Origin of the sequence: Mesorhizobium sp. M7A.F.Ca.MR.362.00.0.0, from assembly GCF_004023175.1 — a bacterium.
Lineage (GTDB): Bacteria > Pseudomonadota > Alphaproteobacteria > Rhizobiales > Rhizobiaceae > Mesorhizobium.
On sequence record NZ_RZTF01000140.1, the window covers coordinates 7,299 to 13,274 of the forward strand.

At 62.9% G+C, this 5,976-nt stretch carries 5 protein-coding genes; 1 reads left to right on the forward strand and 4 read right to left on the reverse strand.

Annotated elements, in window-relative coordinates; translation table 11 throughout:
• From EOC06_RS40835 to EOC06_RS18180, 3 genes are all read right to left on the reverse strand, one after another.
• Positions 1-627 (reverse strand): hypothetical protein (locus tag EOC06_RS40835; RefSeq protein WP_245469735.1); only part of this gene is annotated, 627 nt, incomplete at its 3' end.
• Entirely contained in the window at positions 624-1,004 is a 381-nt protein-coding gene (locus EOC06_RS18175) for a hypothetical protein (RefSeq protein ID WP_127322033.1), read from the reverse strand. The genes EOC06_RS40835 and EOC06_RS18175, both read right to left, overlap by 4 nt.
• Positions 1,005-1,126: 122 nt before the next feature.
• On the reverse strand, positions 1,127-3,322 hold the full coding sequence (locus EOC06_RS18180; protein ID WP_128308424.1) for a caspase family protein: 2,196 nt from the start codon (positions 3,320-3,322) through the stop codon (positions 1,127-1,129).
• Positions 3,323-3,565: 243 nt separating this feature from the next.
• On the opposite strand from EOC06_RS18180, the gene EOC06_RS18185 reads away from it, so the two are divergent.
• Positions 3,566-3,970 carry a Fur family transcriptional regulator gene (locus tag EOC06_RS18185; RefSeq protein ID WP_109658718.1) on the forward strand — a complete coding sequence of 135 codons (405 nt, stop codon included), beginning with the start codon at positions 3,566-3,568 and terminating at the stop codon, positions 3,968-3,970.
• Positions 3,971-4,201: 231 nt separating this feature from the next.
• On the opposite strand, the gene polA is transcribed toward EOC06_RS18185, so the two are convergent.
• A partial coding sequence (polA, locus tag EOC06_RS42795; RefSeq protein ID WP_245469737.1) for a DNA polymerase I occupies positions 4,202-5,976 on the reverse strand: 1,775 nt, incomplete at its 5' end.

The following is a 5,976-nucleotide window of genomic DNA, read 5'->3' on the forward strand; positions in this document are numbered from 1 at the left end:
CTGCTTGTCTATGTAGCCGGCAAAATAGCTCCAGAAAGAGACGGCATAGTCGCGGAAATAAGCGTCGGTCACCTTGCGCGAACACAAATCGCCGTCGACACAGAAGGACAGACGGTTGAGGAAATAGACGATGCGGTCGAAATTCTCGCTGAAATCGGCGAGCGGCATGTCGCCGCCGGAGGCAGTCATCGCCTCGATGCCGATGCGTTGCCGGAACACCTGCTCCTCGGTGGGCGAGGGGTTGGCGCTGAGCAGATTGTCGTATTTGGCGTTGAGGCCCGTCAGACGATCCTTCAGCGCACGCTGCGCCTGTTGGTAGTCCTTGTTTTCCCAGAGCTCGACAAGCGCCATGGTCTGCTCGACGCGCTTCTGCTCCTGGTTGGCCAGGAACTGGTAGACCGAGAACATCAGGGTGAAGATGATGGCGAGACGCACGGCCATGCCCGACCAGGCATAGACCAGCATGCGCCAGTCGCGGTCGGTGAAGGGGTTGCTCTCCTTCTTGATCTCGTGGCTGCTTGGCCACGGGAAACCTTCGGTGGTTTCCTGCAGGGCCGGTTTGCCGGCCTGCGCCTTTGCGGGTGCGGTCACTGCCGTCTGCCTGGTGTTGCCCGTTGGCTTCTTCATCCGCAGCTGTCCAGTTCAATGGTGGCGGAGGGATCCAGCACGATGCCCGGCGTCTCCAGCTTCCGTTTCAGGCATTCCAGTTGCAGGCGCGAAATCATGAACTGCACGTCGGGCTCCGCCGCCCCCTTGTTGGGGGACGGCAAGGCTTCGACGACGCCGCGCGAGGCGCAGTTGCTGAGATCGACGATAACCGCGTCGCTGCCGCTTTTGGCGAACTGGTCGTACTGATCGAGAAAACACGTCGCCAGTTCCGAGTTGGTGACGATCTGCTTGACGCACAGGCCGCAGGCCTCGTCCGCCGAAGCGTTGGCGATCAGCAACAGGCCGCCGGCAAGGCCGGCTACCGTTCCACGCCAGGAAAACACAGAATTCTTCACAATCGATCCTATCCGTTTCATCCGGCCGTCATGCGCCAGGACGCGGCCGGGAATGTTCTCATATCGCGCCGATCGCGCAAGAGCCGCCACAGAGCCATATGGCCCTGGTCGCCGACATCCGCTCAGGCGCGCGGCACCGTTTCCATCGGGAAGATCATCACCGCGCCTTTCGGGCCGCTCTTGTCGGCAAGCCGCATCACCGAGCGGGTTGCCGGCGCCATGCCGAGATCGGTCAGCATGTCGGAGAAGCCGGCGGAGCCCATTCCGCGTGTCGCCGAGGCGACGCCGTCCTGTGCCAGGAAGCTCAGATCCTGCTTCTCGCTCTCCGGCGGCGCCTCGGTCAAAACCGCGATCATCCGTTCCATGCCGAAGCTGGTGTCGGTGAAGGCCAGCAGTCCCTCCTCGAGCGTGGCCTGCGGGGCGAGGCGTTCGGCAACGATATGAGTGATCGAATAGTCGCTGCCGACATAGAGCACGTTGATGTCGACCAGCAGATCCGAGCCGTTCTTGGCCAGCACATGCACTTCGTCGCCCGGCGAGACGCGCGGCACAACCGAAGCCTGCAGCGGTTCGAGGCCATCCTTGTCGCGACGTTTGACCTGAAACTGGACGTCGACGTCCTCGGGCTTGTAGTCCGAGGCCGCCGCCAGCCGCGAAAGCCCGGTGGCACGGAAGATGGTGCGCAGGTTCCTGGCCGTTGCATCGGCCAGCTTGTGGCGGTCGTGAATGATGATCAGCGGCGGTTTGCCGCCCTCCTTCAGGCTCACGTCGCCCGACGCCGGCAGGAACCACAGCGCCGGCTTGTCGGTCGCATCCTTGACGCCGGGAACGGCATTCTCGCGCATCACCGCAAAGCGGAGGTCGGCGCTCTTGCCGGGATCGACCAGCTCGATGTTGAAGCCGATCTCCCTGGCTGTGGCCAGTTCGTCGAGAACCGAATTGACCAGAGCGGTTTCCTTCTCAAGTCCCTTGGCTATGGCCGGCCGCGCCAAGACGAGCTTGTAGTCGACGGCGATCTCCGCCACCCGCGCATAGGCGTTGGCGGGAATGTCGGCGACTTCGAGCGCCGGCTTCTTGTCGAACTCGACCGGCTTGACGCGGCTTTCCAGGTTTTTTGCCGACTGCACTTCCAAAAATCCGACAGCGTCGGACAGCGGCGATAACGCCGATGGCAGGATGGCGAGCTTGCTGCCGGGGGTGAGGCGATGCAGCAGCCCGGCGCCGATCGTCGCTTCGCCGTCCTTGATGACGACAGGCCACTGCATGACTGCATCGGTCTTGTCGGTGCCGAAGACGCGGGCATCCAGTTCGCCCTCGAACAGCGGTGTCGGCCGGGTGCGGCTGTCGGCCGAATATTGCTGCAGCACGGCCTGGCCGAGTTGGCGATAGGTTACGTTGGGATTCTCGGCCAGTTTGGACAGGATGGTGAAGGTGAACAGGCCCAAGCGCGGCGCATCCGCGATGCCCTTGGGCAACGGCATCTCGGGCGTCGTCTCCACCGTCTGCGCGGCATAGAAGGCGACCAGCTTGCCCTTGGTGATCGGTTCGCCACCGGTCGGCGTCAGGGTGAAGGCGGGCTTGCGCGTGCCATTGTCGTCGATGCCGCGCGAGCCAGCGACCGAAATCACCTCGTCATAGGCCTTGATCGCGGCAGCCCGCTCGGACTCGTTGCCGCCGACCAGGTCGGCGAACTCGACCTTGCGCTCTAGCTCGTCATCGACCTCGACGGCGCGTGTCGCGGTTCCGGAATGGCAGCAGTCGAACACAACCCAGACGAAAGCACCCTTGTCGCGGATGGCGTCGAGTGCCGCGCCGATTTCGTTGTCGATCAGCGCATTGGGCACGCCGGCATCGCGGTTGATCCATTTGCCAATATCGACGGGCAGGAAGATCTCGTCGAGCCCGTCGGTTTCGTCGCCCTTGACCATCTGCGGCTGCTGGGCACCGTGACCGGACAGATGCAGGTAGACGAAATCGTCGCGCTGGACCTTGGCAGCAAGGTCGGCCAATGCAGCCTTGATCGCCGCATGGGTCGGCAGGCCACTGGCGCCGGGGACATCCTTGGCGAGCAGCGTGACGTTTTCCGGCGCGAAGCGCACGGGGTCGGGCACATTCTTCAGGAGATAGTCGCGGACGAGGGCTGCATCGTTCTTCGGCCCGACAAGCCAGTTCCTCTGCGGCAGGTTGGGATATTCGGTGCAGGCGACCAGCAGCGCATGGTAGGTGCGCGATGCGGCCATGGTCCGGAACGATACCATGCCGGCCATGGTCAAGGCGGACGTGCCGACCAGCAGCGTCCGCCGCGTCAATTTGATCATGATTGCTTCCCCAAGCCCGACCGAATTTCCAAGCGCGGCAATCCTTGCCGAAGATATTGTCAGTATTTTGAACGTCACATCGCAGAGCAACCTGCCTGTTGCCCCGCTCCGATCGATGTTCTCGACCGCCTCGCGGGCAGAATGCTGGAAACAGTAGCAAAAATGCCTGTTCGTCGCTATCTGGATGGGACATGGATCGTTGTGCGCGGCACAAGCGACGCAAGGCGAGTTGGAAACAGGATCATGGCGGCAAGGGATGTGCTGACGAAGAACCAGCTGTGCGTGCTCGAGAAACTCGAGACCGCCAGCGGACCGCTCAGTGCCTACACCTTGCTCGACCAATTGCGCGAGCGCGGTTTTCGCGCGCCGCTCCAAGTCTATCGCGCGCTCGATACGCTGGTGAAGTCAGGTTTCGTGCATCGGCTCGAAAGCATCAACTCCTTCGTCGCCTGCGCCGAGCCGCACGACCACAGCCATTCGATGACCGCCTTCGCGATCTGCGACACATGCGGGCAGGTCACCGAAATGTCCGACCACGATGTCGGCCACCAGTTGGACGAATGGGTGCGCTCCACCGGCTTCGCCGCCAAGAAGGCGGTGATCGAGTTTCGCGGGACGTGTGCCAAGTGCCTGGCCGAAGCGGCCTAAGGCCCATCGCTTCGTCATCCTAGGGCGAAGCAGGAGCGAAGCGACGTCGCGGAGACCCTAGGATCCATGCCGTGACATGAGAATGTCGCGGCGGCCTAGATTTAAGGATACTTGGCGCAGCCTCGGAAGCGGCTTCATTTTGCACCGTTGCATCCAAGGCTAATGTAACGGCATGGATCCTAGGGTCTGCGCTCCGCTTCGCGTCGCTCCGCCCTAGGATGACGACGACGGCTAATGCGCCTCGTCCCAGTTGTTCGCCGCCCGCGCGTCGACGTGCAGCGGCACCGACATCGAGACCGCCGGCATCGCCGCGTTCTCCATGACGTGACGCACGACCGGGATCGTTGCCTCGACTTCCGCCTCGACGGTCTCGAAGATCAATTCATCATGCACCTGCAGCAGCATGCGTGCCGAAAGGCCTGCTTTTTCCAGCGCCTCCTCCATGCGTATCATGGCACGGCGGATGATGTCGGCGGCGGTGCCTTGCAGGCGGGCGTTGATCGAGGCGCGCTCGTTGAACGCGCGGAGCGAGGGATTGGACGATCTTATATCGGGGTAATGGATGCGGCGGCCGAAGATCGTTTCGACAAAGCCATGCTCGCGGGCATAGGCCTTGGTCTCCTCGATGTAATCGCGGATGCCGGGGAAGCGCTCGAAATATTTCTTGATGTAGTTGCCGGCCTCCTCGCGCGGGATCGACAACTGATTGGCGAGACCGAAGGCCGAAATGCCGTAGATGATGCCGAAATTGATCGCCTTGGCGCGGCGGCGGACTTCCGAAGGCATGCCCTCGACCGGCACGTTGAACATCTCCGACGCGGTGATGGCGTGGATGTCGGCGCCGTCGGCGAAAGCCTGCCGCAATTGCGGGATCTCGGCGACATGGGCGAGCACCCGCAATTCGATCTGGCTGTAGTCGGCCGAGACCAGCCGATGGCTCTTGTCGGTGATGAAGGCGGTCCTGATCTTGCGGCCTTCGGCGGTGCGCACCGGGATGTTCTGCAGGTTCGGATCGGAGGACGACAGGCGTCCCGTCGTCGTCGCGGCCAGCGCGTAGGAGGTGTGGACGCGCTTGGTGTCGGGGTGGATGAAGCCCGGCAGCGCATCGGTATAGGTCGATTTCAGCTTGGTCAGCTGCCGCCAGTCGACGATCTTGCGCGGCAGTTCGTGACCTTCGGCGGCGAGGTCTTCGAGAAGCTGCGCCGAGGTCGACCACTGGCCGGTCTTGGTCTTGGAACCGCCGGGCAGGCCCATGCGCCCGAACAGGATGTCGCCAAGCTGCTTTGGCGAGCCGATGTTGATGCGTTCGCCGATGAGCTGGTAGATTTCCTCTTCGAGGCGAGCGGCGCCCTGCGCCAGTTCGCCGGAGAGCCGCGACAGGATCTGCCGGTCGACCGAGATGCCGCGCTGTTCCATGCGCGCCAGCACCGGCACCAGCGGCCGCTCCAACCGCTCATAGACAGACACTAGGCCCTTGGCGGCAAGCCGCGGTTTCAGCACCAGCCAGAGCCGAAGCGTCACATCGGCGTCCTCGGCGGCATGAGCCGTCGCCTTGTCGATGTCGACCTGATCGAAACCGACGGAGCTTTTGCCCGAGCCGGTCACATCCTTGAGTTGGAGAGGGGTATGACCGAGCCACTTTTCGGCAAGCGCATCCATGCCATGACCATGGGGCGTGCCGGCATCGAGCACGTAGGAGATCAGCATGGTGTCGTCGAACGGCGCGACATCGATGCCGTAGCGGCTCATGATCACAAGATCGTATTTCAGATTCTGCGCCACTTTGAGAACCGATCGGTCTTCGAGCAGCGGTTTCAGCACGGCCAGCGCCTCGCGCAGCGCAATCTGGTTTTCGAGCGCGCCACCACCGAGCAGGTCGCCATTGCCGCTCATGTGGGCAAAAGGAATGTAGGCGGCGCGGCCGGGCGCTGTGGCGATGGCCATGCCGATGAGTTCGGCCTGCATCGGATCAGCCGATGTTGCCCGGACATCGAAGGCGGCGATGC